At 72.6% G+C, this 26,448-nt stretch carries 19 protein-coding genes and 1 riboswitch; of the genes, 16 read left to right on the top strand and 3 right to left on the bottom strand.

Features of this window, described 5'->3' with window-relative positions; genetic code table 11:
- Positions 1-67: 67 nt before the first annotated feature.
- Positions 68-937, top strand: coding sequence for an alpha/beta fold hydrolase (locus tag SANBI_RS13165; RefSeq protein WP_319155733.1), 870 nt, complete (start codon positions 68-70; stop codon positions 935-937).
- Between the two features lie 105 nt (positions 938-1,042).
- Here SANBI_RS13165 and SANBI_RS13160 read toward each other — a convergent pair whose 3' ends face one another.
- Together SANBI_RS13160 and SANBI_RS13155 are read right to left on the bottom strand one after the other, a co-directional pair.
- Entirely contained in the window at positions 1,043-1,864 is an 822-nt protein-coding gene (locus SANBI_RS13160) for a class I SAM-dependent methyltransferase (RefSeq protein WP_319155731.1), read from the bottom strand.
- Between the two features lie 228 nt (positions 1,865-2,092).
- A complete protein-coding gene (locus SANBI_RS13155) occupies positions 2,093-2,635 on the bottom strand; it encodes a GrpB family protein (protein ID WP_319155729.1) in 543 nt (180 codons plus the stop codon).
- A 284-nt stretch (positions 2,636-2,919) separates the two neighbouring features.
- A riboswitch (TPP riboswitch) is annotated at positions 2,920-3,011 on the top strand.
- Here SANBI_RS13155 and thiM point away from each other — a divergent pair.
- The 8 genes from thiM to SANBI_RS13115 all read left to right on the top strand — a co-directional run bounded on the left by thiM (position 3,003) and on the right by SANBI_RS13115 (position 11,201).
- Positions 3,003-3,812, top strand: a complete 810-nt coding sequence (gene thiM, locus SANBI_RS13150; RefSeq protein ID WP_319155727.1) for a hydroxyethylthiazole kinase — start codon at positions 3,003-3,005, stop codon at positions 3,810-3,812. It overlaps the preceding riboswitch by 9 nt.
- A complete protein-coding gene (thiE, locus tag SANBI_RS13145; RefSeq protein ID WP_319155725.1) occupies positions 3,809-4,462 on the top strand; it encodes a thiamine phosphate synthase in 654 nt (217 codons plus the stop codon). The genes thiM and thiE overlap by 4 nt, the downstream gene beginning before the upstream one ends.
- On the top strand, positions 4,459-5,997 hold the full coding sequence (locus SANBI_RS13140) for a bifunctional hydroxymethylpyrimidine kinase/phosphomethylpyrimidine kinase (RefSeq protein ID WP_319155723.1): 1,539 nt from the start codon (positions 4,459-4,461) through the stop codon (positions 5,995-5,997). Before thiE ends, SANBI_RS13140 begins: the two co-directional genes overlap by 4 nt.
- 94 nt (positions 5,998-6,091) lie before the next feature.
- The gene (locus tag SANBI_RS13135) at positions 6,092-7,255 is read left to right on the top strand and encodes a GNAT family N-acetyltransferase (protein WP_319155721.1); all 1,164 of its coding nucleotides are present in this window, start codon (positions 6,092-6,094) and stop codon (positions 7,253-7,255) included.
- Between the two features lie 121 nt (positions 7,256-7,376).
- Positions 7,377-7,775 carry a hypothetical protein gene (locus SANBI_RS13130; RefSeq protein ID WP_319155718.1) on the top strand — a complete coding sequence of 133 codons (399 nt, stop codon included), beginning with the start codon at positions 7,377-7,379 and terminating at the stop codon, positions 7,773-7,775.
- Positions 7,772-7,936, top strand: coding sequence for a hypothetical protein (locus SANBI_RS13125; protein ID WP_319155716.1), 165 nt, complete (start codon positions 7,772-7,774; stop codon positions 7,934-7,936). Before SANBI_RS13130 ends, SANBI_RS13125 begins: the two co-directional genes overlap by 4 nt.
- A 193-nt stretch (positions 7,937-8,129) precedes the next feature.
- Positions 8,130-10,130: a sigma-70 family RNA polymerase sigma factor gene (locus SANBI_RS13120; protein WP_319155714.1), complete on the top strand. Its 2,001-nt coding sequence runs from the start codon at positions 8,130-8,132 to the stop codon at positions 10,128-10,130.
- A gap of 222 nt (positions 10,131-10,352) precedes the next feature.
- Positions 10,353-11,201 (top strand): RNA polymerase sigma factor, encoded by an 849-nt coding sequence (locus tag SANBI_RS13115; RefSeq protein WP_319155712.1) that lies wholly within the window; start codon positions 10,353-10,355, stop codon positions 11,199-11,201.
- Positions 11,202-11,260: 59 nt separating this feature from the next.
- Here the strand turns inward: SANBI_RS13115 and SANBI_RS13110 are convergent, their stop codons facing one another.
- Positions 11,261-12,547, bottom strand: coding sequence for an FUSC family protein (locus SANBI_RS13110; protein ID WP_319155710.1), 1,287 nt, complete (start codon positions 12,545-12,547; stop codon positions 11,261-11,263).
- An 89-nt stretch (positions 12,548-12,636) separates the two neighbouring features.
- Between SANBI_RS13110 and SANBI_RS13105 the strand changes: the two genes are divergently transcribed.
- The 7 genes from SANBI_RS13105 to SANBI_RS13075 all read left to right on the top strand — a co-directional run bounded on the left by SANBI_RS13105 (position 12,637) and on the right by SANBI_RS13075 (position 26,397).
- Entirely contained in the window at positions 12,637-13,125 is a 489-nt protein-coding gene (locus tag SANBI_RS13105; RefSeq protein WP_056129294.1) for a MarR family winged helix-turn-helix transcriptional regulator, read from the top strand.
- Between the two features lie 140 nt (positions 13,126-13,265).
- Complete coding sequence (locus SANBI_RS13100; RefSeq protein WP_319155708.1) at positions 13,266-13,781, top strand: septum formation family protein; 516 nt, start codon at positions 13,266-13,268, stop codon at positions 13,779-13,781.
- A 55-nt stretch (positions 13,782-13,836) separates the two neighbouring features.
- On the top strand, positions 13,837-14,229 hold the full coding sequence (locus tag SANBI_RS13095; protein WP_056129299.1) for a DUF4280 domain-containing protein: 393 nt from the start codon (positions 13,837-13,839) through the stop codon (positions 14,227-14,229).
- 167 nt (positions 14,230-14,396) lie between these two features.
- Complete coding sequence (locus SANBI_RS13090) at positions 14,397-15,002, top strand: Pvc16 family protein (protein ID WP_319155705.1); 606 nt, start codon at positions 14,397-14,399, stop codon at positions 15,000-15,002.
- Positions 14,999-17,215 (top strand): carboxypeptidase-like regulatory domain-containing protein, encoded by a 2,217-nt coding sequence (locus SANBI_RS13085; RefSeq protein WP_319155703.1) that lies wholly within the window; start codon positions 14,999-15,001, stop codon positions 17,213-17,215. Before SANBI_RS13090 ends, SANBI_RS13085 begins: the two co-directional genes overlap by 4 nt.
- Positions 17,216-19,894, top strand: coding sequence for a carboxypeptidase-like regulatory domain-containing protein (locus SANBI_RS13080; protein WP_319155701.1), 2,679 nt, complete (start codon positions 17,216-17,218; stop codon positions 19,892-19,894).
- The gene (locus SANBI_RS13075) at positions 19,891-26,397 is read left to right on the top strand and encodes a carboxypeptidase regulatory-like domain-containing protein (protein WP_319155699.1); all 6,507 of its coding nucleotides are present in this window, start codon (positions 19,891-19,893) and stop codon (positions 26,395-26,397) included. The genes SANBI_RS13080 and SANBI_RS13075 overlap by 4 nt, the downstream gene beginning before the upstream one ends.
- The last annotated feature ends 51 nt before the right edge of the window (positions 26,398-26,448 follow it).

Below are 26,448 nucleotides of genomic sequence, written 5' to 3'. Positions count from 1 at the left end.
GATTGACAGGTTAGAGATCGCCGCCTAGGTTGTGTCTAACCACACAAGCCGATTGAAGGAGTTAGGCATGGTCCAGGTCCACCACCGTGAGCGCACCGTCGACGGGCACCAGATCTTCTACCGCGAGGCGGGCGACCCGGCCGCCCCCACCCTCGTGCTCCTGCACGGGTACCCGACGAGCTCGTCCATGTTCCGTCACCTGATCCCGCTGCTCGCCGACAGCTTCCACGTCGTGGCTCCCGACCACCTCGGCTTCGGGCTCTCTGACGCACCGAGCACGAGCGAGGTCGACTACAGCTTCGACCTGCTGGCCGACATCACCGAAGGACTGCTCGCCGATCTCGGGGTGGACCGTTACGCGATCTACGTCCAGGACTACGGTGCCCCCGTCGGCTGGCGGCTCGCCCTGCGGAGGCCCGAGGCGATCACGGCGATCATCACCCAGAGCGGCAACGCCTACGACGAGGGCTTCGTCGAGGACTTCTGGGAGCCTGTGCTCGCGTACCAGCGTTCGCAGGACGCCACGACGGAGGCGGCGATCCGCGGGGCACTGAGCCTCGACGCGATCCGCTGGCAGTACGTGCACGGAGTTGCCGACACCACGCTCGTCGACCCGGAGGCATGGGTCCACGACCACGCCCTGGTCTCGCGCCCCGGCAACGACCTCGTCCAGCTCGCGCTCTTCCGCGACTACGCGAGCAACGTGGCCCTGTACCCCCAGGTCCATGAATACTTCCGCACCAGCCAGGTGCCGCTGTTGGCTGTCTGGGGAGAGGGTGACGAGATCTTCGGACCCGAGGGTGCGCGCGCCTTCAGCCGAGACCTGCCCGACGCCGAGGTCCATCTCGTCCCGGGCGGGCACTTCCTGCTCGAGAGCGCCGTCCACGAGGTCGCCGACCTCATCCGTGACTTCCTGAGGAGGGTCACCGGAGCGTAAGCAGGGTCAGGTGTCCCGGGGCGGCTCCCGGGCGGCGAGCCCGGGAGCCGCGCTGGACGAGGAGGTGCGCTGCGCCAGGCGCCTGATGCGGGCCCGACCGCCCGTTCAGCGGGGTGTGCGGCCGATGAGCAGGAGGTGGCCCGCGGTGCCGAACAGCGCTGGGTCGGTCGCGGTGTCGACGAGCACGTCGAGGGTCGCGGCGTACGCGTCCGGGTTGCTCTCGCGCAGGGTGTCGACCTGGTCTTCGAGGCCCGTGGCGAAGCCGTGGGTCGAGGCGACCAGGACCGTCTCGATCCCCTCGTCCTCGAAGAGCCGCTGCGGGTCTCGGGGGTCGACGCCGAAGCCCTCGGTGAAGCGTCCGGGGGTGTCGTTGACGAAGTGTCCTCGCTCGACGACGTCGCGGACCATCGTGGTGTCGGCCATGCGGTGGCGCTCGTCGGGCATCGTCAGGGTGCGCCGCAGGTACCCGTAGGTGGGCATCATCGCGACGGCGACGAGCCCGCCGGGCCGGGTGACGCGGACCAGCTCGCGGACAGCCTGCTGCCTGTCGTCGAGGCGTGGCAGGTGGTAGAAGGGGCCGAGCGAGAGCGACACGTCGAAGCTGTGGTCGGCCCAGCGGCCCAGGTCGCAGGCGTCGGCCTCGACGATCTCCTCGACCGCTGCTGCGTCGAGGTGGTCGCGCGCGATGGCCAAGAGCTCGGGGGAGAGGTCGGCCAGCGTCGGTCGCAGGCCTCGCTCGACGAGCCACTGCGTGTACCGTCCGGGGCCACCGCCGATGTCGAGCGCTGTCCCGGTCGACGGGAGGTGGGGTGCGAGCAGCGTGGTCGTGAGGGCCATCTCGAGCCGGCCGGCCGGGGTCGTCAGGCGAGCGAGCTCGTTCTGCCCGTAGCCGGCGTAGTAGGTGCGCACGTCGTCTCTGCTGGTCATGGGGACAGATCTTGCCAGACGAGGAGACGCCGTCGTGACAGCGAGGGCACGTGCTGCCGGTGCACTGTCAGAGTCCCCTCGCAGTCAGAAGTTCCAGCTGCACGCTGGTGGGACGGGCCAGCCGAAGGCCGTGGACGCGCGAGCGAGCGCGCCGGGATGTGCTCACGGACGCGGCCTCCGGAGCTCTGAAGAGATGCTTGCAGGCCGTGCCGGAGACGTCAGGTGGGCTCAGTGTCCGGTGGCCAGCTGGAGGATCTGGGCCCGCTCCAGGGAGGTGAGGTCGGAGAGCGCCAGGACTTCTTGCAGGATCGCGGACTTGCCCGCGATGTAGGTGGCACTGTCCATGCCGGGATCAGCCGAGAGCTCGATCTTGACGGCCGCGTAGCGGTCTCTGAGGTCTGCGTGGTCGCGGAGCACGCTGCGGACCGCGAGGTGGTTGCGGAGGTGGAGCGTCCCTTCCGTGCACACGTAGACGTGCCGGGTCGGCGACGCGTCGGGTGCACGGAACGCCTCGCGACCTGCGACACCGAGGTCGCCCCGGTGGGCGTACCCCGCCGTCCCCAGTGCCTCGATGGCCTCGGAGACGTGCTCTTCAGACACGATCACGTCGATGTCCAGGACCGGCTTCGCAGCGAGGCCAGGGACAGAGGTGGACCCCACGTGCTCGATCGCCCGGACAGGGACGTCTGCCAGCGCAGCCTGCAAGGCTTCGGACACAGTCTCGAACTGGAGGGGCCACTGGTCGGAGTACTCGACTACCTCGATCGCCATCGGAACATCTTTCCACGGCGCAGACCCACGAACCGCGCAGCCCCGAGAACCACGTGGTCCCACGTCCGACCTGGGTGAGGTGGGTGCCGCGCGGCCATCAGCGCTCTGCGCTGCGCACCCGGTCGTCGAACCCGAGGGGCCACGTCGGGTGAGGCCATAGTGATGACGTCGCGCCGAGCGGCGAGCTCCTCCACGTCCACTCCCAGTGTGGCCGTGCGACTTCCCCCCGTGCCCAGCGGGCGGAGGGGAGGCTCGTGCAGGTGCGCAGTAGGGTGGCCGTACAAGCACGTGACACGGGGTGCCCGCGAGGGCTGAGATCACACCCGTCGAACCTGATCTAGTTCGTACTAGCGAAGGGATGTCGCGCATGACGCGCACGCCTGCACACCTGATCGACCTCACCTGCTCCGCGCTCGACGAGCTCCGCGCCCAGACGCCGCTCGTCCAGTGCCTGACCAACTCCGTCGTGACAGGGTTCACCGCCAACGTCCTGCTCGCGCTCGGCGCGGCACCGGCGATGGTGGACCTCCCCGGGGAGGCTGGACAGTTCGCGCACGCTGCCTCCGGGGTGCTGGTCAACCTCGGCACCCCGACCCGAGAGCAGCGCCCGGCGATGCTCGAAGCCGCCGCAGAGGCTCGCCGGGCAGGAACACCGTGGGTGCTCGACCCGGTGGCCATCGGCTCGCTGCCCGTCCGGACCGCGCTGAGCCGGGAGCTGTGCGACCTGGGCCCCGACATCGTCCGCGGCAACGCCTCAGAGGTGCTCGTCGCGGCGGGTGCCGGAGTCGGCGGGCGCGGCGTGGACTCGGTGGCCGACGTCGAGACGGCGCTGGTGCCAGCCGCCGAGCTGGCGCTGCGGACCGGCGGGGTGGTCGCCGTCTCCGGTCCGGTCGACGCCGTCACCGACGGGCGACGGACGGTGCGGATCTCGAACGGGACCCCGCTCCTGACGAGGGTCACCGGTGGTGGGTGCGCGCTGGGTGCCGTCATGGCGGCCTTCGCCTCGGTCGACGAGGACAGGTGGGCGACCACCGTGGCCGCCTGCCTCGTCTACACGGTCGCGGCGGGGATGGCGGCCGAGTCCGCACCCGGCCCGGGCAGCTTCTCGGTGCTCTTCCTCGACGCGCTCGCGGCGATCGGGCCGGACGACCTCGCTCGACGGGCGATGCTCTCGTGACCGCGGACCTCTCGGTGTACCTCGTCACGGACTCCGCGTCGGCGTCCGCGGCGGGCCACGACCTCGTGAGCCTGGTGGGGGAGGTGGCGCGCGCCGGGGTGAGCGCTGTGCAGGTCCGGGAGAAGGACGCGCCGGCGGCGGTGTTCCTCGAGACGGTGCTGCGCATCTCCGCGGTGCTCCCTGAGGACGTGGCGCTGATCGTCAACGACCGGGTCGACGTCTTCCTCGCCGCCCGCAGTGCCGGTGCCCGCGTGACCGGGGTGCACGTCGGCCAGTCGGACCTGCCTGTCGAGGCGGTCCGGAGCCTCGTCGGTCCTGGTGCGCTGGTCGGCGTGAGCGCGTCGAGCGCGGAACAGCTGCTCAGCGCAGCCGCGTCCTCTGCGCGGGTCGACTACGTCGGGATCGGGGCGCTCCACCCGACCCGGACGAAGTCTGACGCGCCACCCGCCCTGGGCCACGAGGGCTTCGCGCGTCTGGTCCAGACGACTCAGCTGCCAGCCGTCGCGATCGGAGGAGTCGGCCCGGCCGACCTCCTGGCTCTACGCCGTGCCGGTGCGGCGGGTGCTGCTGTCGTCTCGGGGCTCTGCTCGGCCGCAGACCCCGTCGTGGCCGCCCGAGACCTGCGTGCGGCGTGGGAGGGGCGGTCATGAGCACCTCGATCCCGAGAGTCCTGAGCATCGCCGGGACCGACCCGACAGGCGGTGCCGGCATCCAGGCAGACCTCAAGAGCATCGCGGCCAACGGTGGGTACGGCATGGCTGTCGTGACAGCACTGGTCGCCCAGAACACTGTCGGGGTGCGGTCGGTCCACGTGCCGCCGGTCTCGTTCCTGCGCGAGCAGCTCGACGCGGTGAGCGACGACGTCGGGATCGACGCCGTGAAGATCGGCATGCTCGCCACGGCCGAGGTGACGATCGCCGTCGACCAGTGGCTGGCCAGGGTGAGACCGCCGGTCGTGGTCCTCGACCCTGTGATGGTCGCCACGAGCGGTGACCGGCTGCTCGACGCGGAGGCCGAGCAGGCGCTGGGCGACCTCGCGCGGCGCGCCGACCTCGTCACCCCGAACGTCCCCGAGCTCGCGATCCTCGCGGGCGAGCCTGTCGCGACGAGCTGGGACGCGGTCCTCGAGCAGGCGGCACGGGTCTCGGCTCGCTACGGCGTCCTGGTGCTCGCCAAGGGAGGACACCTGCGCGGAGCGGATCTCCCTGACGCCCTCGTCGACGCCGCGGGGGAGACCCCCACTGTCACCGAGATCCCTGGCGTGAGGGTCGACACGACCAGCACCCACGGCACGGGCTGCTCGCTCTCCTCGGCCCTCGCGACCAGGTTCGCCGTCTCCCGAGACTGGGAGAACGCGCTGCGGGAGTCCAAGGCGTGGCTGGTCGAGAGCCTGCAGCACGCCGACTCCCTCGACGTCGGGACGGGTCACGGACCGATCCACCACTTCGGCGGGATGTGGGCACGGGGCGGCACGGCGACCCGCCCGAGCCCGCAGGAGGTCACGGCCGGCTGGTGGTCTGACGTCAGCGACATCCGAGCCGAGATCGACGAGCTCCCCTTCGTCTGCGGGCTGGGGGACGGCACCCTCGATCGTGACGCCTTCGTCTGGTACCTCACGCAGGACGCGCTGTACCTGCGGGACTACTCGCGGGTGCTGGCTCAGGCCAGCCGTCTCGCGCCGACGGCCGCAGAGCAGGCGTTCTGGGCGGCCAGCGCGCAGGGGGCGATCCTCGGCGAGATGCAGCTCCACGAGAGCTGGGTCCCGCCGGAGACCATCGGTCGGGCCGCTCCCAGCCCCACGACCTCGGCCTACCTCGACACGCTCCTCGCTGCTGGTGCGCGCGGCGACTACGCGGTGCTGGTCGCGGCGCTCCTGCCGTGCTTCTGGATCTACCACGACGTCGGGCAGCGGCTGGAGCGGCTCTCCCACCCGGGGCACCCGTACAGCTCGTGGCTGGAGACGTACGCGGACGAGTCCTTCGCCCTCTCGACCGCGCAGGCCGTCCAGATCGTCGGCACGGCAGCCGCCGCAGCAGACGAGAGCACCCGCACCGCGATGGGGGAGATCTTCAGGGTGTGCGCAGGGCACGAGCTCGCGTTCTTCGCGGCGCCGCTCGGGACTCAGGGACGAGCGGTGGGTCAGGAGCCCGCGCTGCCTGGGAGCCTGACCCGGGCTGCGCCGTAGGCGTCCGGCCGGCGACGGCGCGGGAGCAGGCGTCTGCTGCAGGCAGTGGTTAATTCCGTTGACCGTCTGACCTGCGCGGATGAGCATGGGTGGCATGAGCACCACCCAGGGGACGAACCCCGACCGAACCTTGCCCACCTCGAGCGACCGATGGACCGTGTCCGTCGTCGCCCTCCCCGAGTCCCTCGAGAGCCCGGGCGCCGAGCCCTTCCTCGGCGCCTGCGACGTCCAGCACGCTGTCGAGACGGCGACCTGGGGTCACGGCGACCTGTACCTGCCCCCGGAGATGCGTCTGGCGATCATGCGCGACGCGAGCACGACCGAGCGTCTGGCTCTCGTGGCGACCCGTGCCGACATCGAGGGCGAGCCGACGCGAGAGGACGTCGTCGGCGCGGCCTTCCTCGCGATGGAGCTCACCGGCAACACGCACCTGGCGACCTTCGACGTGAACGTCCGGCCCGACTCGCTCCGGTCCGGGGTCGGCACGGCGCTGGCCGACGCCGTCGAGTCGGTCGCCGCCGAGCGCGGCCGCACGACCCTGGTCCTGGACGTCGGGCACGCCGGCGAGCCGCCGGCAGACGCCGAGGACGTCGTGACCCCGCCGACAGGTGCCGGGCGCATCGCCGGGGACGCACCCGGTGTGGCCTTCGCCCGCGGTCGCGGGTACGTGCTCGAGCAGGGCGAGCGGTACAGCGTGCTGCACTTCCCGCTGGCCGACGACGAGGTCGTCGACAGGTTCCTCGCCGAGTCCCTGGCCGCGGCAGGCCCGGACTATGAGGCCGTCACGTGGTACGACCGCTGCCCCGACGACCTCGTCGAGCAGTACGCGGCGCTCTCGACCCTCATGTCGACCGCGGTCCCGGTCGCGGGCCTCGACCTCGTCGAGCACGTGGTGACCGTCGAGGAGGTCCGGCAGACGGAGCAGACCGCGCGGGACTCGGGGAACGACGTCATGACGACGGCGATCCGCCACCGCCCGTCCGGTGAGCTCGTCGGCTACAGCGAGATCCAGATGCCGTCCTCCTACGGCTTCCTCGCCTTCCAGGACGACACCCTCGTAGCACCCGCGCACCGCGGGCACCGCCTGGGCATGCTCCTCAAGGCCCAGAACCTCGTGGCACTGCGCACCCTGCGCCCTGAGCTCGAGCGCCTGCACACGTGGAACGCCGAGGAGAACCGGCACATGCTCTCGATCAACGAGGCTCTCGGCTTCGCCCCGACCGGCGTCGTCGCGCTCTGGCAGAAGCGCGTGGCCTGACGACGGAGGGCTGACGGCGTCGACCTTCGGGTCGACGCCGTCGTCGCACCTGAGATGTGCATGGCCAGCGGGGAACCAGTCCCCATACGCGGGGCCGGGCGGGAGTGGCTACGCTCCGGGCATGACGACCCCATCTGCTGCCCCCGACGATCGCACGCCATCAGCTGCCGAGGCCGCTGGTGAGGCCTCTCCACGGGTGCGGCTCCCCGGCGTCGCGACGGCCCTCTTGGTGATCTCCCCGGTGTTCCTCTTCTTCGGTGGCGTCCACTTCATGGCCACCGGTCCTCGCGGGTACTTCGACAACGCCCAGAACCAGGCCGTCGTGGGTCTGGTGATCTTCGGCGTCGGGGTGGGGTTCCTGCTCGCCGGGCTGGTCCTGGTCGGGGTGCGGGCGATCGCCCAGCAGCAGCTCGACCTCCTCCGGTCGATGATGCGCCCGTCGGGGGCTCGAGCGCTCGAGCAGGACACCGCAGGGCCGTCGAGCGCTCGGCTCGGTCGCGGTGAGGGAGGTGCGTCGTGAGGCTGCTCCTGACGTCCGGAGGCATCACCAACCCGAGCCCGAGGGCATCGGGGGTCGACGCCGAAGCCCTCGGTCAGGCGACCGGGACTGTCGTCGAGGAGGTGTCCTCGCTCGACGACGTCGCCGGGGCGATCTCTTCTGAGGTCTTGAGGTCGCCCTGAGCTGCTGGGGAAGGACCGTGGGCAGGGACGACGTGCTGACAGAGACGCTATCGATGTGGCGTACGTCACAACTTTGCTCCGTACGATGGCGTCATGCGAGCGGCCCAGAGGTGTCTTGCACCTCAGAGGGATGTCGTCGGCCGTGCACCATCACGAGTGCCGTCCTCCGAGGCGGCACGAGGGAGGGAGAGCTGTGGAGCAGACACCGGTCGACTGGTCGCCTGGCGACAGGGCGGTCGCTCGGTCCGGCGTGCAAGGACGCGGGGACCTCGAGGCGCCGCACGGGGCAGACCTCGAGAGGCTGAGCGACGAAGAGCTCGCAGGTCGCGCCCGCACCGGCGACCCCGTGCCGTTCGAGATGCTCTGGCGACGTCATGCCGACGCCGGTCGCAGGGTCGCGAGCCGTTTCACGGCGGCCAGCGACCCCGACGACATCGTCCAGGAGGCCTATCTGCGCATCTTCTCCTCTCTGGGACGCGGACGAGGTCCAGACGGGCCGTTCAGGCCGTACCTCTACCAGACCATCAGGAACATCGCGATCACCTGGTCGCGCCAGCACACGTCGAGCATCGAGCTGCTGGCAGACCTCAGCGACGGCACCGACCTCTCCGAGTCGGTCCTCGAGGGGACCATGACCGCCACCGCGTTCCGCTCTCTGCCCCTCCGCTGGCAAGAGATCCTCTGGTACACCGAGGTCGAGGGCCTCGAGGCAGCCGACATCGCGCCGTTGCTCGGGATCAGGCCGGGTGCCGTCTCGGCCCTGTCCTACAGGGCCCGAGAGGGCTTGCGACGAGCCTGGTTGCAGGCGCACGTGAGCTCGACGGCCTTGCCCGAGGAGTGCCGATGGTCCGCCGAGCGGATGGGAGAGGCCAACCGTGATGCGCTGAGCCCCACGAACAGAGAGCGTTTCGACCGCCACCTGGAGGGGTGCTCTCGGTGCACCCTCACGCTCGATGAGGTCGACGATGCCTCTCGGCGTCTGGGCCTGGTCATCGCTCCGCTTCTCGTGGGAGTCCCCTGGTCGACCCTTCAGGGGGCCACCGCGGTGCCTGAGCTCGGGGTGGTGACGGGGTCCTCAGCCCCATCTCCAGGCAGTCGGGTCGGTCGGTGGTCGGCGTCCTCGTCGGGCGTGCAGAGCGGCTCCCGCGTGTCCGTGCGAGCGCTCACCGTGCTCGTCGCGGTCCTCGTGACGATCTCGGCGGCCGTGGTGCTGGCCTGGGGGGTGCTCCGCGACACGACTGCGGAAGGATCCGGAGGTGCTGGCAGGACAGCATCTGCCGCCCCTGTCCCCGCCCCTGCGCGCAGCGACGAGCCAGCGGAGCCCGGCATGCTGGAGGAGCCGTCGGCCCCCGTCGACCTGGGCGCCGTCGACGGTGTCCCGCTGCTGCCCCCTGCGGACCCGGCCGGGCCCTTGGTCTCCGGAGGTGAGCGGACAGGGTCGACGACGACCACCCAGACACCGACCCCACCCGGTGGGGTCCCGGGGGCGACGAGCGGGAGCGAGGACAGCCCGGGCCTGCACGAGCCGGCTCAGCCGGGCCTGCCCGAAGAGCCGGGCACCCCCGACGGTCCGAGCATCCTGGGGACCGACGACCGCCCCGGCGCTCCCACGCTCACCGGTCCTCCCGCAGAGGTGCCGCTGACGGTTTTCCCAGGTCTCTCGGGTGTCGCGGCTCCGGACTCGTTGGTGGTGATCTCGACCGTCGCGGGCGACAAGCTGGCTGCTGCCCGCGCTGATGCCCGCGGGACGTGGTCTGCCCTCGTGTGCACGGGCACGGTCGGCGAGTCCTCCGTGTGCTCGACCGACGGAGAGTCTCTGGCGGTCGTGGCCCGCGTCCTCGACGAGCGCACGGGTCTGGTCTCGGAACCGTCTGGAGCCCTCAGCTGGACCTTCGAGAGGCCGACGGTCGTGCTGTCGAACCCCGCAGGGGGGCCGTTCGTCAGTGGGGACATCCCTGTCGAGTTGGCCGGATCAGCGGGTCAGACCGTCCAGGTGATCATCGACGGCACCCCGACAGGCCGATATCACCTGTTGCCGCAGTCGGGGGTGCTCGTGTGGCGTGACGCCGCAGCGGGGTCGCACACCGTGGGTGTGAGGTACGTGACTGTCGCGGGCGAGGGGACCGGCGCAGCCCCGACGGCCTTCGGCCCGGTCCGGACCATGACGGTCACGGTCGAGCCTGCGGCAGGGTAGGCGAGCGGAGCAGCGGAGCCGAGGCCAGGACTTCTGTGCGGAGGACGCTCCCGGTGATGGTCTGCGGAGCGTCCCGGCGCAGGCCGTAGAGCCGTGGTCCGACGATCCGTGGAGGCCGGAGAGAAGACGGTGGCACTCTCGCGTCATGCTCGCCCCTCGGCCGAGTCTCTCTGATGAGAGGGCGTGGCACCAGGCTGCGCCCGGTCGAGATCGGAGGCGTCCGTGGGACTCGAGACCCCGTCCAGCTCTCTCGTGGTGCCCACGGTCGGCACGATGGCACCGGTGCGCGCGCTCGGTGACAGCGACACCGCTCTCGTCGAGGCGACCCGTACGGGCGACCCCGACGCGTTCCTCGAGCTCTGGACCCGCCACGTCGAGGCTGTGGCGCGTCTGGCCCGGCGGCTCGTCGCGGACGAGAGCGCGGTCTCGTCCGTGGTCAACGACGCGTTCGCGGTCGTCATGATCGACATCGCCCAGGACCGCTACGCCCACGACCGGGTAGGTCTGGAGCCGTTCAGGCTCTCGGTCTACAAGGCTGTCGCCGACCTCCTCGGCCACCCTCGCCCCGGCGGCAGGTCATCAGTCCCGGTCCTACGAGCGCTGCACAGGCTGCCACCTCGGATGCAGTCGGTCGTGTGGTACGTCGACGTCGAGGAGATGGGGTGGGGCGAGGTCGAGAGGCTCGTCGGCGAAGGGCCCGCCGAGGTGCGCACGGCGTACAGGCTGGCCCACACCACCTTGCGTGCTGAGTGGGTCATGGACCTGCTGGAGGACGAGACGGTCCCCGACGCGTGCGTGTGGAACCTGCGGCGCACCGGCTCACGGGCTGCTGGCTGGCTCTCGTGGTCGGCGGCCAGGCGCTACGACCGGCACCTGCGCGGCTGCACGTGGTGCCAGGAGCTCGCCGAGGCACTCAGGTCTCCAGCCTCGGTGCTCGCCCACGAGGCCCACCTGGTGTTCGACGTCGCTCTGCGCCCAGAAGACCGTCAGAGCCCACCGCGGTCGAGGACGTCGTCCCAGGAGACCTCGGCCCCGGCCTCTGCGGGGGTCCCGAGCGTGGAGCGCGCGTAGTCAGCCAGGAGAGCGTCAGGCTGCTCGTGGTCCCGGCCGGCCCCAGACCTGGCCGCGCGCTATCGCCCTGCTGTCTGCTCCCACCTGTCGTGCACCACGACAGTCATGAGCACCCCGACCGCCGCACCCAGCACTGTCGTCAGCGCCCGGTCGAGGGCCAGCGACCCGTCCGCCGGCGCCCCGAGCGATGTCATCATCAGCGCCATGGGCGTGATGACGAGCATCGCGACGGCGTAGTTGCGCAGCACGAGCAGCTCGGTGACGACCTGCATCACGACGACCACCGCGACGACCGCCCAGAACCCGAGGTGCGCCTCGAGCAGCGGCCAGGCGAGGAGTGCGCCGACCGCTGTGCCGACTGCACGCTGGAGGGCGCGCGGGGTGTTGGTGTGGATGTGCCGGCCCTGGAGCGCCGCGGCCGCGCCGACCGCCGCCCAGGCCGGGTGACCCCAGCCGAGGGCCAGTGCGGCGAGCGAGGCGAGGAGCGCGCCGATGCCGATCCGCAGGACGGGGACCGTCACCTCGCCCGAGCGCACGGTCTCCCGTGCCACCTGGAGCAGGGAGCGGCGCTTGGGGACCCGCAGGTCGGAGTCGACGGTGACCGAGGCGCTCTCGCCGTCTTCTACCTCGACGAGCAGCAGCGCGAGGTCACGGGCCGCCGGGGCGGTGCGACGGTGGCTGAGGTCGTCGGCGAGGACCTCGCGGGCCTGGGCGAGCCGGGTCGGGTCGAGCGGCTCGGTGCGCAGCGCGCGCCGCACGGCGAGTCCGGCGGGCTCGCTCGGGCGCAGGACGTACCCGGAGAGGCAGACGAGCCACGCGAGCACAGCACCCCCGAGGGTCGCCCCGGTCCGGACGCCGACGTCCGTGAGGCTCGGGTCTCCGGCGACGGCAGCCCCGGCGGCGAAGATCGCCATGACCGGTCCGGGCGGACCCGTCCGGACGGCGAGGGTGAGGAGGCTGGTCCCCGCGGCGACGAGCGCGACGACGAGCATCTCGACAGGCGCGGGCCACCCGGCGAGGGCGGTGAGCGACGCGACGGCGACGGCCCCGGTGATCATCAGCCCGGCGGTCCCGACGAGCTCGGCCCGGCGCCTGTAGGGCGCCCACCGCACGTAGACCGACGCGAGAGCGCCCAGTGCGGCAAAACCAGCAGCGCCCGGGAGCCCGGACAGGTGCCCGAGGACGAGCGCGGCCCCCACGGCGAACCCGGCACGCAGCGCGGCGGCGACCGTCGCGTCGGCCGGCTGCATGGTGAGTGCGGCGGCGAGGTGGCTCGTCGAGAGCAGCCCGCGCGCCGCAGCGCGTCGGGTCGCAGGTGGTCCGGGCGGGGTCGTCGTGGTGGGCACGGGGGAGTGGTGTCCTCTCAGGGGGGAAGCTGTAGTCTCACGACAAGTGTTTCATAAGTATTTTACCGAGAAAATAGATTGGCGCTGAGATGGACTTCACGGAGCAGGTCGTCGCGCAGTGGGCCGAGCAGCGACCCGACCTCGACGTCTCACCCGTGCTCGTCGTCGGACGGGTCATGCGGATCGCTGCCGCCCTGACTGCAGCCAGCGACACCAACCTCGCCCCCGAAGGTCTCACCCGCGGGGAGTTCGACCTGCTCACAGCTCTGCGGCGGGCCGGCCGAGCGCTGCGCCCGAGCGAGATCACGACGGTCACCCGGGCCTCGGCAGCCGCGATCACCAAGCGCCTGGACCGCCTCGCCGACGAGGGGCTCGTGGAGCGCACGGGGACCGAGCGGGACCGGCGCGTGGTGCTGGTCACCCTGACGCCTGCGGGTGTCGAGACCGTCGACAGGCTCTTCCCCCGCCAGCTCGAGCGAGACGCCGGGGTGCTCGCCGGGCTCGACGCCGACGAGATCGCGGTGCTCGAAGGCCTGCTCGCCCGGATGCTCCGCACCGTCGAGGCCCCGGCGCTCTGAGCGCGGCACCGCTCAGCCTCAAGTTCAGTAGTGATTGCGCTGGTGGCCCGCCGCGGCGCTCGCGGACGATGGTCCAGGACCTCCCCGCCCCGGGAGCAGGCCACGGTCCGCCCGAGCGGCGGCGAGAGACTGGAGCAGGCGTGGACGCAGCAGGACGTCGACCCGGCGCGCGACGCCCGGGCCCGACCCGCGCTGCCCGCAGCCTCGTGCCGCTGGCGCTCACGGCTGCGACCCTGCTGCTCGGAGCCTGCTCAGGCTCGGACGACGAGGGTGAGGGTGTCTCCGTGCTCGACCTCGAACCCGGCGCCTGCGTGCTCGCGCAGGCCGAGGTGACGACCGAGGTCGAGTCCCTCACGACAGTCCCCTGCGACGTCGCGCACCAGCAAGAGGTCTACGCCAAGGTCCCCTACACGGCCCCCGACGGCACCGTGGGCGACTTCCCCGGAGACGCGACCCTTCTCACCTTCGCCGACGGCGCCTGCGCCGAGGCCTTCGAGGGCTACGTGGGTGTGGACTACCGCGACTCGACCCTGTACTTCACCTATCTGCTCCCGTCGGCCCGCGGCTGGGACCAGGGGCCGGACCGCGACGTGCTGTGCCTGATCACCACGACGGGGTCCACGCTCACCTCCTCGGTCAAGGGGTCGGCGACCTAGAGGACGGCCCAGCACCACCTAGACCCGAACCGCACCCGCTGAGAGGACCACCCCGATGGGAAGCCCCGCAGTCGTCACCTCGGCCGTCGTCACCTGCCCGATGGGCGCAGCCCCGGCCACCCTCACGGTCCTGCCGACCAGCCGCGTCCTCGTCGAGGGCCGCCCTGTCGCGACGGTCCGCGACATGATCCCCTTGCTCAACATCGCGACCTTCGGCATGTGCATGTCGCCCGCCAACCCCACGGTCGCCGCGGCCACGGCTGCGGCACTCGGTGTCCTCGTCCCGATGCCGTGCGTCCCCGTGCTGAGCGCGCCGTGGCTCCCCGGGTCCGCCAAGACCCTCGTCGGTGGCGCCCCCGCGACCCTGCAGAGCAGCACCTGCCAGTGCGCCTACGGAGGCGTCGTCCAGGTGGTCGTCCCGGGTGCCACCAAGACGATGATCGGCTGAACCAGCACCTCGCGGCAGGCACCCGAGACCGAACTTCGGTAGCGATTACCGATGCTCAGCCGTACCCCGTCTCCGTACGGTGAGGCGTGCGCGGCGTGGTGGGGCACACGCGGCGCCCTCCCGGAGCCGCCCAGGTCGACGAACGGTGAGAGGAGGTGGGACGACGCGTGCTGATCCCCGCCGTCGAGGACGCTCTCGCCGCCTACCTCCGCCAGACCCTCCCGCTCACCGCAGACCAGGGCGACATCAGCTTCGAGGCGCCCACCCCCACCTGGGCCGAGCAGCTCACCACCCCTGTGGTCGACGCCTTCCTGTACTCGATCACCCGCAGCCCCCAGCCGCCCCGTGCCTCCGCGCCGCGGACCACCGAGGGCGGACGCGTCGAGCGCCGCGCGCCCTTGCCGCTCGTCCGCCTCGGCTACCTCGTGAGTGCCTGGGCCGACAGCCCGCGCGCCGAGCACAGCCTGCTCGGCGACGCCCTCACCCGCCTCATGTCCGTCCAGGTGCTGCCCGCCTGGGCCGTCGAGGCGGAGCTCAACTCGTCGATCCAGGTCGCGCTCGCGGCTGACGACGCGCAGAGCGTCGCGCTGCTCTGGCAGAGCCTCGGGACTGGGCACAAGGCCTCCTTCGTGCTCGAGGTGACAGTCGCCTCCGACGCCTACGACTGGGAGGCCGCGGCGACGAGCGTCACCGAGGTGGCGGCCTCAGCCTCCGTCCTCCCGCGGCAAGACCCCGCCGAGCCCGGCGGCGCGTGGAGGACCGGTCAGGGATGAGGATCCTCACCACGGTCGACAGGCTCACCGTCGCCCCGGGGGAGACCGCCGAGATCCGTCTCGACGTCGTCAACACCGAGACGGTCATCGAGGGCATCGGCGCCACGGTCTACGGGGTGCCCGCCGAGATCGTCCGCACGGAGCCCGCCTCCCTCGCGCTGTTCCCTGACGCGCAGGGCGAGCTCGCCGTGCTCTTCGCCGTCCCGGTGACCTTCCCCGCCGGCCGCCACCCCGTGACCGTCGCGGTCCAGGGCAGCGCCCCGGGCGCCCGTCCCGTCCACCACGACCTCGAGCTCGTCGTCACCGCGACTCCACGCCTCGCGCTCCAGGCCTCGCCGAGCGTCGTCCGCGCCCGCCGCAAGGGCACGTTCTCGGTCGAGAGCATCAACCGCGGCAACGTCCCGCTCGACGTCTCCCTGCGCGCACGCGACGCCGACCGCACGCTCACCACCACGGTGACCCCGTCGACACGGACCGTCGGACCCGGGGAGTCCTTCGTCTCCGAGGTCGTCGCGACGGGGCCCCGTCAGCTGTTCGGCTCGGAGCGGGACAGGCCGCTGCGCATCGACGCCGTCGCGGGCGAGCAGGCCGAGAGCCTCTCGCTCATGCTCCGCCAGCGGCCTCTCGTCAGCCGGGGCCTGCTCACGGTCTTCGTGCTGCTCGCCGTCGTCGCCGTGTGGGCGGCGATCTTCCTCCTGGGGATCCGCGGGGTCCTCGGCGGCGACCCCGTGACCAAGGTGGCCCCGGCGTCGTTCTTCGCGGCCACGGCAGAGGCTGGAGCCCCGGTCGGAGCCGACGGTGCGGCCCCGGCGGGTGCTCTGTCCAAGGACGGTCTGGTCGAGGCCGGGGTCGGCGGGACCGTCACGGGCACTGTCGTCTCGCTCAACGACGGTCTCGGTGTCGGGCGGATCACCGTCGACGCGCTGCGTGAGTCCCGCGCGGGCCTGGTGGTCGTCGGGTCGGCCGCGACCCAGGCCGACGGCACGTACACGATCGCCGGGCTGTTCCCCGGCCAGTACTACCTCCGTGCCTCGGCCGACGGCTACGACGAGATCTGGTTCCCTGCCGCCGAGACCCGCACGGCCGGGTCGACCGTGCGGGCCGGCGCCCAAGAGGTCACCGACAGCACCGACCTCGTGATCGTCGGGCAGCCCGCGACGCTCTCCGGAACCGTGCAGGTCGGCGACGTCCGTGACCCCGTCGTCACGACGGTCGTCGCGCGCCCGACCTGGGCCGGTGCGCCCGAGGGCACCGAGTACACGACCACCACCGCAGCCGACGGCACGTTCTCCTTCACGGACCTGCCAGCTCCGGGGACCTACGAGCTGAGCTTCACGGCCGAGGGGTACCAGCCGCTCACCACGACCGAGAGCCTCGCGGGCGGCCAGACGCGCTTCGCCTCCGACGTGACGCTCGGCTCGACGAGCGGGCAGATCTCCGGCATGGTCACCGACGGCCAGAACCCGCTCGGCGGCGTCGAGGTCTCCACCATCCTCGACGGCGTGCCCGTCGTGGTCGGCACCCCGACCCTCGGGGCTGTCGGGACCTTCGTGATCCCGGGCCTCGCGACGCCCGGCACCTACGTCGTGACCTTCCGCCGCGAGGGCTTCGGCGAGAGCACCGTCGTGGTCGACCTGACAGCCGGCCAGTCGCGGGACGACCTGCAGGTCGTCCTCGGAGACGGCGTCGGCACCCTGACGGGTCGGCTCGTCGACACCGAGGGTCGCGGCCTCGGCGGTGCGACCGTGACGGTCGGCGGGTTGGTGACGCCCGTGACCGCCACGACGCTCACCAGCGGCGAGGTCGGTGCGTTCACGCTCACCGGGCTCGCCGTCCCCGGGTCGTACACCGTGAGCTTCTCGCTCCCCGGCTACGGCGACCAGAGCATCCCCCTCGAGCTCACGGCCGGCACCCAGGCCGAGCCGGTCCAGGTGACCATGTCGGCCGCCCTCGGAGCGATCACCGGCCGTGTGACCTCGGGAGGCGCTCCCGTCGCCGGCGCCGAGGTGGTCGTGACCGACGGCGTGAAGACCTGGACGACGGTCGCGGAGAGCGGCGGCGACGCACCGGGTGCCTACTCCTTCTCGGGCCTCGCCCCCGGCACGTACACCGTGACCGTGAGCAGCGCCGGGGCCGTCACGGCGACAGGGCTCGCCCGGGTCACCGCAGGGTCGACCACCACGCGCGACCTCGACGTGACGGCGGTGGGCTGAATGAGGGTCGACCTCCCCGCACGCAGGTTCTCCGTCGTCCCGGGTGTCCCGGCTCCCGTGGTCGTGACGATCACCAACACGAGCGAGATCATCGCCGGGTGCACGGTCCGGGTCCTGGGCGCCGACCCCGACTGGGTCGAGGTCGACCAGCCTGAGCTGAGCCTCTTCCCCGACGCGAGCGCGCAGGTCCGCCTGCTCCTCACGCTGCCCGTCGGTGTGCCTGCCGGTCCTCGCCGGATGGCGGTCCAGGTCCGCGAGCTGACCGACGAGCAGGCCGTCGCGATCGAGGAGATCGTCGTCACGGTCCCGGACCAGCCCGGCCTCGACGTGCGCCTCGACCCCGTGACCGTCACCGCAGGGCGCCGCGCCGACTTCGGGGTGGTCGTCGAGAACAACGGCAACACCGTCCTCGAGGGCCGGCTGCGCGCCGAAGACCCCGAGCAGAAGATCACCTTCACCTTCACACCGCCCGGGTACAGCCTCGCGCCTGGGGAGTCCGTCACCGGACGGCTGCGGACCAGGGCGAAGCGGCCCGTCTTCGGGTCGCTCGCTGTGCGACCCTTCAGCCTCTTCGTCGACGACGGGGTGCGCCGAGCACCGCTCTCGGCGTCGACGACGGCACCTGTCGGTGCGGCCCCGGGCGCCCCGGTGGTCCCCGGCGCGGCGGGGCAGGGCGTCGCGAGCCCGGTGCCCGCCGCTGCTGCAGGTACCAAGACCCTCGCCCCGCCCGTCGTCGGCGCGGGGACAGCCCCCGGGGCCGACGCACCGCGCCCTGTCGCCCAGGGCGTCTTCGTCCAGAAGCCGCTCTTCGCCCGCGGACTGCTCTCCCTCCTCGGTCTGCTCGTCGCCGTGACGGTCTTCGCGGTCGTCATCGCCGTCGGGCTCTCGAGCGTGCTCGCGCGCTCCGCCGCCGACCGCGACCTCGCCCTGCAGGTGGCCCAGGCCCGGTTCGACAGCTCTGCGGCGACAGGGACGGCCGGGGTCTCGGGTGCGGTGACGCTCATCTCCGACGGGCAGCCGGTACCGGGTGTCGCTGTCGAGATCTTCGAGGCCTCCGACACCACGGCCGTCGTGGCGACCGCCGCGACGAGCGACACCGGCGAGTTCGCCGTCGACAGCCTCCCGGCCGGCGACTACAAGATGCGGCTGCGGGGGGCCGGCTTCGCCGAGGTCTGGTACCCGGCCGGTGCGACGGACGCCGAGGCCGAGGTCGTCAGCCTCAGCTCCGGGCAGCAGGTGACGGGCCTGAGCGTGCTGCTGGGCGGGGTCCCCGCGACGGTCTCCGGGACCGTCCTCGGCGAGGACGCCGCAGGGGCTGTCGCCGAGCTGCAGATCCCGCTCGACTCGGCTGTCCTGGCCGGGCTCGTCGACCCGCTGACAGGTGCCGCCGCGCCGCCAGCCCTCGGGGACGGTGCCGTGGTCCGCACTGCGCCCGTCGGCGGCGACGGGACCTTCTCCTTCGCAGCCGTGCCCTCGCCGGCGGTCTACGACCTCGTGGTGTCCAAGCCGGGGTTCTCCACCCAGGTGCACCGCATCGACGTCGCCGCCGGCGAAGACCGCTCCGACATCGAGGTCAGCCTGCTCGAGGGCGACGGCTCGATCTCCGGGCTCGTCACCTCAGCCTCCGGGCCCGTGCCGGGGGCCACCGTCGTGGCGACCTACGGCCAGGGCGTGGTCCAGACGGTCAGCCTCACCCAGGACGAGATCGGGTCCTTCGTGCTGCGCGGCCTGCAGACCCCCGCGACCTTCACAGTCGTGGTCAGCGCCCCCGGCTACGCCTCCGCGACGCTCAGCGTGAACCTCGCCGAGGCCCAAGAGCTCACAGGCCTCTCGGTCGTGCTCGGCCAGTCCGCCGGGAACCTCTCGGGGCAGGTGACGGTGCCCGCCGGCACGAGCGCCGCTGGGGTCGCGGTGACGGTGAGCGACGGTGCCGTCACCCGGCAGACCGTGACCCGGTCGAGCGAGCCAGCAGGGTCGTGGTCGATCGGCGGGCTGCCGCTCCCGGCCACGTACACCGTGACCTTCTCGCGCGCCGACCTCGAGTCGCAGGTGGTCTCGGTGACCGTCGACGGCAACGGCGCTGTCAGCACGGGTCCTGTCGACGTGACGATGCGGGCCGCGACAGGACGGATCACCGGGGTCGTCACGCAGACGGCGACGGGGTCGTCGGCGTCGAGCCCTGCGGCCAACGTCCAGGTCACGGCAGCCTCGGGGTCGTCGACGCTCTCGGTGACGAGCGCGTCGACACCCCAGGACCGCGGCGCCTTCGTGCTCGAGAACGTGCCACCCGGGACCTACACGGTCACGTTCTCGCGCAAGGGCACCCGTCCCACGTCGAGCATCGTCACGGTCGTGGCCGGGCAGACCGTCGAGCTCAACCCGCAGCTCGTCTCGCCGGCCTCGATCTCCGGGACCGTCCGGGCCGCCGGGCAGCCCGTCGCCGGGCTCGAGCTGAGGCTCTTCGTCGCCGAGGAGTTCGGCACCGCGGCCCCGGCCCGCGCCGTCGTCACGAGCGGCGCCGACGGCACCTACCTGTTCCCCGACGTGGACGCACCAGCCCACTACGTGATCGAGCTGCGGTCGGCGACGGGCACCGCAGCCCTCGCGACCTCACCCGCGCTGACCATCGGCCAGAGCGACGCCCTGACGTACGACTTCAGTCTGGACTCTCTCTCATGACCGAGCAGATCACCCCCACCCCGCAGACCGGGCTCGGTGCACCGAGCGTCCTCGTCGAGCCCGGCGCGCACGCCACGGCCGGCACGGCGGCCACGCTGCGGGTCCACGTCCGCAACCTCGCCGACGACCTGCGCGACGTCACGGTCACCGTCCTAGGACTCGACGACGGCTGGGCCCCGGAGCCCGTGCTCCTCGCGGCGGTCGAGGCCGACGCGACGGTCTCGACCGACGTCCTGCTCGCACCGGTGACCGGGGCGATGGCGGGTGACTATCCCTTCGTCGTCGTGGTCCAGGCCGTGCTGCCGGGTGGGCTCCCGGGCACGCAGGCGACCAGCCGGCCCGACGGGTGGGTCGGCGCGACCGCTGGGCAGAGCATCGGGGCGAGCGGTGGCACGAGCGGTGGCACGAGCGGTGCTGCGAGCAGGGGGCCGGCCGCCCGCGGGACCGGGGCGACGACCACGAGCGTGGTCGAGAGCGTGCTGACCGTCGACGCCCCGAGCGAGGTGCTGCTCACCGTCGAGCCTGCCGACTCCCGCATCCGGCTGCGCCGCCGCCTCGCCGTGGTGGTGTCCAACACGGGCGTCGAGCCCGTCGACCTCTCCGTCGAGACCCGCACGTCGCGCGGGCTCGGTCTCGACCTCTCCGCGAGCCGTCTGACCGTCCCCGGACGCCAGACGATCCGGCTCACGGCCACGGCCCGGAACATGCGCCCGCAGGTCCTGGGGCACCTCAACCGCCGGACCTTCTCCGTCGTCGCGCAGGGGCGGCAGGCTCCGGCGACCTTCCACGGCACCGTCACCGCGAGGCCGCTCGTCGGCTCGGGGATGCTCCGCATCGTCGCGCTCCTCATGGTCGTGGTGCTGTGGGGCGGCGGTCTGCTCGTCGCGCTCCCGTGGTTCACCGACAGGGCGGACCAGCAGACCGTGGCGCAACCGGCCCCGACGGCTGCGGCGGACGCGGGCGACGGCACGGGTCCGGGTGGCGCTGGGACAGACGGCACCCCCGGCGACGGGTCCGGACCCGACGGCACGGGTGCGCCCGGTGACGGGAGCCTGGGCGACTCGGGAGTCCGCGTCGGCGGGGTTGTCACGGCCGACGACCCGTCCGGTGTCCGGGTGCAGATCGCCCCGGCCAGCATCATCCCCGCGTCGTCAGGTGCCGGCGCAGGAGCCTCTGGTGTCCCGGCCCCGGTCTCGATCCAGACCTCGGGTGGTGGCGGCGGCGGAGCCGCGCCTGCGGGGCAGGGCGACGACAGCTCTCGCGCGATCACCAAGACCTCGGGCCTCGGCCTGCCGCTCGGCGCGCTCACGGCGAACGGTGCCGCGGCGTCGACGGGGCAGCCCGGGGCGACAAGCACCACCCAGCCGACCTCGGCCGTCGCGGCGACCCGCAGCACGCAGACCGGTGACGACGGCGCCTGGGCCTTCGCGGGGCTCGCCCCGACGCTCAACTACCTCGTGACGGTCTCCAAGCCCGGCTACCAGACCGTCAGGCACGTCGTCTCGGGCGCAGAGGCAGCCGCTGCGGCCCTCGACGTCACGCTCGTCGCGGGTGACGGCAGCCTCTCGGGGGTCGTCACCGGCCCTGACGGCGCTGTGGTCGGCGGTGTCGAGGTCGTGATCACCGACGGCACGACGACCATCACCACGACGACCGAGACGAGCGGCTCTGTCGGCTCGTGGGCCGTCGACGGCCTCTCGACCCCGAGCACCTACCTCGTGACCGCCCAGGGCGCGGGGCTCGGTGCGCAGTCGACGCTCGTCACGCTGGCCGCCGGAGGCTCCGCGACGGTTCCCCTCGCCCTCGAGGCAGGTGTCGCCACGCTCTCCGGCACCGTCACGGGCCCCGACGCCCTCGGAGCCGTCTCGGGCGTGGGCGGGGCGACGGTCACCGCGACGGGTGCAGACGTCGTCCGCACGGCGTCGACGCTGACCACGGGGCGCCCGGGGGCGTACAGCCTCGTCGACCTGCCCGTCCCGGCCACCTACACCCTGATGGTCGAGGCGCCCGGCTACGCCACCCAGACCCTCCAGCTCGACCTCGGCGCGGAGTCCTCCGCGGCCCCGGCAGACGTCCTGCTCGGTTCGTCGAGCGGCGTCTCGCAGGGGACGGTCCGCGACACCGCGGGCCGTGCGCTCGCCGGGGCCGGCCTCACGCTGAGCAACGGGACCGACGCGTACAAGACGATGTCCACCTCGGACGGCTCCGGCTCCTTCAGGTTCAACGGGATCGTCCCCGGCGACTACGTGCTCTCGGCCGAGCTCTTCGGCCACCTCACCGCCTCGACCACCGTCAGCGTCACCCCCGGCGGGACCGTCGCCTCCGACCTCGTGCTCACAGCGGTCGAGGGGGACGGCCTCGTCTCGACCTCCCGGATCCGCGGCCGGGCGAGCGACGCCCGGACCAACGGCCAGGTCGACTGCGGTCCGCTCCCGGCGGGCCAGGAGTGCCTGGTCACGGTCTCCCTCACCGCGCAGGCGGCCGACGGCACGCAGCGCCAGGTCAGCGTGACCACCGAGCCTGCCCTCGAGTACCTGGTCCCGGGGGCGGACGACACAGGGTTGCTGCCCGGCCTCTACGAGCTCACGGTCTCGGCCCCCGGCTACGAGTCGTCGACGGTCAAGGTCAACGTCCCGATGGGCCAGACCGTCTCCGCAGGGCAGGTCGCGCTGTTCCCCTCTCCGTCGCTCACAGGCACCGTGCTGGCCCGGATCGGGACCGTCCCCGACAAGACCTGCGTCGTCGCGGTCCTCGCGGGGCAGCCCGACCCGACGGGTCCGTGCGCCCCGGCATCGGGCGACGGCTGCACGATCGGCGGCGCTGCGTGCGCCTTCACGGGCGTCAACGGTGGGTACTCGATCGACAACCTCCCGTCGGGCACCTATACCGTGACGGTCCTGCCCGGTGACGCCGAGTACCAGGTGTCCGGGGCTCCCACGCAGGTGACGCTCGTGCCCGGCGACGTCCGCAGGGTCGACGCCACGCTCGACAGGCTCGCCCGACTCTCGGTCTCGGTCCTGGTCGACCGGGGCACCGGGGCGATCACCCCGGCAGCCCGGGCGACGGTCACCGCGGTCCACGTGGCCGACCCGGCAGTGCCGGACGCCCCGGCAGTGCCGGACGTGCAGGTCGTCGCGGGGACCGACGGCGTCGCGCAGCTGACGCACCTGGTCGCGGGCGAGTACAGGATCGACGTCGCCTGGAACGACGGGACCACGCCGCTCAGCGGGACGATCTCCGGCCTCGAGCTCTCCCTCAACCAGGAGCGGGCCACCCAGCTCGTGCTGACCCGGGCCGCGCGTGCCTTCTCGGCGATCCTCGTGACCCAGCTGAGCGCCGGTGAGCAGACTCGCGCCGACAAGCAGACCGTCGAGATCTCGGGCATCACCGGGTACGACGGCGTCGTCCCCGTCCGGACCACGGTCACGGTCACGACGGCCTCCGACGGAACCTTCGGGACGACGACGAACCCGGCTGCCGTCACGTCGAGCGTCGGTCGGCTCGACCTCGTCTCGGACAAGGTAGACGTCGTCGTCCCGAGGTCGACGGCCTTCAAGGCCCGGTCGCTCACCGGGCTCGACTTCTCGACGAACGTCCAGACCGTCGTCGAGCTCGAACCTCTCGGGCAGCCCTTCGCCGGCTCGCTGCGCCTCGAGGGTGTCGGGACCGACGGCTCGCTCGGGCAGCAGGCGACCCTCGAGGTCGTCTCGAGCCCACCCGGGGTGACAGGTGCGAGCCTCACCGCGGGAGCCGGGACCGTCGTGGAGGGTGCGAGCGTCCACCCGCTCACCTGGGACGACGTGGCCCAGCCGACGACCGACCCGTCGGGCACCCTCGCACGCCCGGGGACGTACACGGTCCGTGCGAGCCTGGCGGGGTTCGAGCCCGGCGAGACGACCTTCTCGGTCGCGCGCGGCGGCAAGTCTGCCGAGCCTCCGCTCACCCTCACCCTCAAGCGCCTCGCGACACTGCGCGTCAGCGCGCAGGACTGCGGCACCGGCACCTGCACGGCGGTGAACGGCGCCGAGGTCACCCTCACGGTGAGCGGCACCGAGCGGTCGGCCGTCGCCGAGGGCGACCGCAGCACCGTCGACTTCACAGCGCTGCCCTCGGGGGAGTACACGGTCGTCGTGCGTGCCGAGGGCTACGCGCGGCTCGAGGTCCCGGTGACCGTCGCCGCAGGACGCACCGTGGACAAGCCCGAGGTCGTGTCGATGACCCGCCTGGGGACGCTCACCGGGACCGTCCGGTCCACGACCGCTCAGACCGTAGGCGCGCAGGGCCCGGGCGACATCGTCCGCGCCCTGCCCGGGGTCCTCGTGACGGCGACCAAGGGCAGCGTCTCCTTCTCAGCAGTCAGCGGACCTGACGGGCGCTACAGGATCACCGGCACCGCGAGGACAGAGGGGCTCACCGACGGCGACTGGACCGTCACGGCCACGCTCGCCGGCTACGCCCAGCTCAGCCCTGAGGCGTCTGCCCCCGTCGCTGTGACGCCCGGCCGCGACACCCTGCGCGACATCGACCTGCGCCTGGTCCCGGTGACCTTCACGGTGCTCGTGGTCGACGACCTCGCCGACTCCGTCGAGGTCCCCGGTCTCACCGTCCGGCTGCAGAACGCGACCAGCTCGCCGGCGCCGACCTGCGTGTTCGGCCGGTCTGGGTGCGAGGCGCTGACCGAGGGGCAGTACCAGTTCAAGGACGTCCTGCCCGTCCAGTCCGTCCTCACGATCTCGGGGGCCGACTACCGCCCGCTCCAGCTGAGCGTCACACCACCCGTGGGCCAGACGAGCTCGATCATGACAGTGCCCCTCGTCGCGACGAGCAACGCGATCGGCGGCCTGGTCTCGGGGCAGCGGGGAGCAGAGACGCCGGCGCTGCTGCCCGGTGCGACCGTGACCCTCACGCGCGAGGGGGCGGGCCCGCCGCCCGCGACGACCGGGCTGGACGGCTCGTACCTGTTCTCCGGGCTGTCGGACGGGGCCTATGTCGTCACGGCCACCAAGGGCGGCTACGCCCCGGTGAGCAGGACCGTCAACGTCACAGGCGGGCAGGCCGCCTTCGTCGACCTCACGCTCTTCCAGGTGACCCGCTCGGTCACGGTGACCGTGAGCTCGACCTCCGACCTCACGGGTGCGCTCGTCGCGCTCGCGGCCGACGACCCGGCGACCTCACCGGCGTCTCTCGCCGGCCAGCCGCTGGTCCGCTCTGCGTCTGGCACCTACACGACGGTCTTCAACCAGGTGCCTGAGGGGGCCTGGACCGCGACCTTCACAGGAGCCGCCGGGCACCCGTGGACGACGACTGCACGCCTCGCCGCCGGGGCGACGACCCTGACGACCGCCATCGCCGAGGTCCGGCTGCGCCTCGCGGCGACGGGCCCCGACACGAGCGTCGACCTCCCGGTCACGGTCTCCGGCACCGCGGCCGGGACGACCACCGAGGTCTCCGAGGACCGCACGGTCCGCGTCGGCGGTCCGGCGGAGACGCTGTTCCTGCTCGCCGGGAGCTACACGGTGACCCCCGGGGACGCCGGCGGGGCGACGGTCTCCCCGTCGACAGCCGCGGTCGCACCGGCCGAACGAGACCGCATCGTGTCCTTCGCCGTGCAGGGGCGGGCCTCGGTGGTCCTCACCGACCCCGGGCCGTGGACGTCCGGGACGGAGAAGACCCTCGTGGCGCGGGTCTCCGGGCCGCAGGGAAGCCCTGCCGCAGGCACCGTGACCTTCGCCCTCGGCGGGACCGAGATCGGGTCCGCCGAGGTCGGGGCGGACGGACGGGCGCAGATCCCCGTCACGCTGCCGCCGGGCACCGCGGCGGGCCCGTCGACCCTCACGGCCTCCTACGGCGGGTCGCCGACGCTCTCGGCAGCACAGGCGTCCGTCCCGGTGACCGTCGTGGCGGCGGCCACGACCACGGTGCTCGCCGCGCAGCCGACGAGCGTCACCGTCGGGGTGGCGTCGACGCTCTCGGCCACCGTGACCCGCTCGTCGGGCGGCGCGGCGTCCGGAGGCCAGGTCGAGTTCTCCGTCGGTGGCGTGGTCGTCGGGACGGGGGTCGTCGGCACGGGTGGGACGGCGACGGTGTCCTACACGCCCACCGGGGCGCCGGGCACAGCCGCGGGGCGTCAGCTCACCGCCCGCTACCTCGGGACAGCATCGCTCGCCCCGTCCACGAGCGCTGCGAGGACACTGACCGTCGCGCCGGGGGCGACGACGACCACGGCGAGCCGGACAGGCACCGTGGTCACCGCGACGGTCACCCGGGCCGGCGCGACCGAGGCCTCGCCCTTCGGCGGGACTGTCACCTTCTCCACGGCCCCGGGGGTCGCGTGCGGGGCCGTCGAGGTCGACGCCGACGGCACCGCGAGCTGCGACCTGGCAGGAGCGGCGGCGGCCACCTACAGGGTGGTCGCGACGTACGGCGGGACGACCTCGTGGACGTCGTCGAACGCCAGCGCGGTCCAGGTGACGGTGACGGCGCCCGCCGACGGGACACCCTGACAGGGTGACGCCGCGACGGGCGAGAGCCGGACCCTGCGGGGTCCGGCTCTC

Source organism: Sanguibacter biliveldensis (genome assembly GCF_033798665.1).
Classification (GTDB): domain Bacteria; phylum Actinomycetota; class Actinomycetes; order Actinomycetales; family Cellulomonadaceae; genus Sanguibacter; species Sanguibacter inulinus.
The sequence above is the reverse complement of the archived record's forward strand: the minus strand, read 5'-3'. Positions and strand labels throughout refer to the sequence as shown.